This window comes from Metabacillus mesotrionivorans (assembly GCF_052171315.1).
Classification (GTDB): Bacteria; Bacillota; Bacilli; order Bacillales; family Bacillaceae; genus Bacillus_P.
On record NZ_JBQMFF010000021.1, the window covers coordinates 1 to 1,605 of the forward strand.

Genomic DNA, 1,605 nt, shown 5'->3' on the forward strand with positions numbered 1-1,605 from the left:
AACATTTATGAGTCACAAATTTTCTTCGGAGAGTTTGATCCTGGCTCAGGACGAACGCTGGCGGCGTGCCTAATACATGCAAGTCGAGCGGACCTCTTCGGAGGTCAGCGGCGGACGGGTGAGTAACACGTGGGCAACCTGCCTGTAAGACTGGGATAACTCCGGGAAACCGGAGCTAATACCGGATACTATGTCAAACCGCATGGTTTGACATTCAAAGACGGTTTCGGCTGTCACTTACAGATGGGCCCGCGGCGCATTAGCTAGTTGGTGAGGTAACGGCTCACCAAGGCGACGATGCGTAGCCGACCTGAGAGGGTGATCGGCCACACTGGGACTGAGACACGGCCCAGACTCCTACGGGAGGCAGCAGTAGGGAATCTTCCGCAATGGACGAAAGTCTGACGGAGCAACGCCGCGTGAGTGATGAAGGTTTTCGGATCGTAAAACTCTGTTGTCAGGGAAGAACAAGTGCCGGAGTAACTGCCGGCGCCTTGACGGTACCTGACCAGAAAGCCACGGCTAACTACGTGCCAGCAGCCGCGGTAATACGTAGGTGGCAAGCGTTGTCCGGAATTATTGGGCGTAAAGCGCGCGCAGGCGGTTTCTTAAGTCTGATGTGAAAGCCCCCGGCTCAACCGGGGAGGGTCATTGGAAACTGGGAAACTTGAGTGCAGAAGAGGAGAGTGGAATTCCACGTGTAGCGGTGAAATGCGTAGAGATGTGGAGGAACACCAGTGGCGAAGGCGACTCTCTGGTCTGTAACTGACGCTGAGGCGCGAAAGCGTGGGGAGCGAACAGGATTAGATACCCTGGTAGTCCACGCCGTAAACGATGAGTGCTAAGTGTTAGAGGGTTTCCGCCCTTTAGTGCTGCAGCTAACGCATTAAGCACTCCGCCTGGGGAGTACGGTCGCAAGACTGAAACTCAAAGGAATTGACGGGGGCCCGCACAAGCGGTGGAGCATGTGGTTTAATTCGAAGCAACGCGAAGAACCTTACCAGGTCTTGACATCCTTTGCCACTTCTAGAGATAGAAGGTTCCCCTTCGGGGGACAAAGTGACAGGTGGTGCATGGTTGTCGTCAGCTCGTGTCGTGAGATGTTGGGTTAAGTCCCGCAACGAGCGCAACCCTTGATCTTAGTTGCCAGCATTCAGTTGGGCACTCTAAGGTGACTGCCGGTGACAAACCGGAGGAAGGTGGGGATGACGTCAAATCATCATGCCCCTTATGACCTGGGCTACACACGTGCTACAATGGATGGTACAAAGGGCTGCGAGACCGCGAGGTTTAGCCAATCCCATAAAACCATTCTCAGTTCGGATTGCAGGCTGCAACTCGCCTGCATGAAGCTGGAATCGCTAGTAATCGCGGATCAGCATGCCGCGGTGAATACGTTCCCGGGCCTTGTACACACCGCCCGTCACACCACGAGAGTTTGCAACACCCGAAGTCGGTGGGGTAACCGCAAGGAGCCAGCCGCCTAAGGTGGGGTAGATGATTGGGGTGAAGTCGTAACAAGGTAGCCGTATCGGAAGGTGCGGCTGGATCACCTCCTTTCTAAGGATATGAGGTCGCTTTTGGTTTTTGTTTAGTTTTGAGAGA

Annotated in this window: 1 rRNA gene; it reads left to right on the plus strand. The window is 54.5% G+C overall.

From position 1 onward, the window contains the following. Nucleotides 1-22 precede the first annotated feature (22 nt). A 16S ribosomal RNA gene (locus ACTSEZ_RS21295) occupies nucleotides 23-1,560 on the plus strand. Nucleotides 1,561-1,605 lie beyond the last annotated feature (45 nt).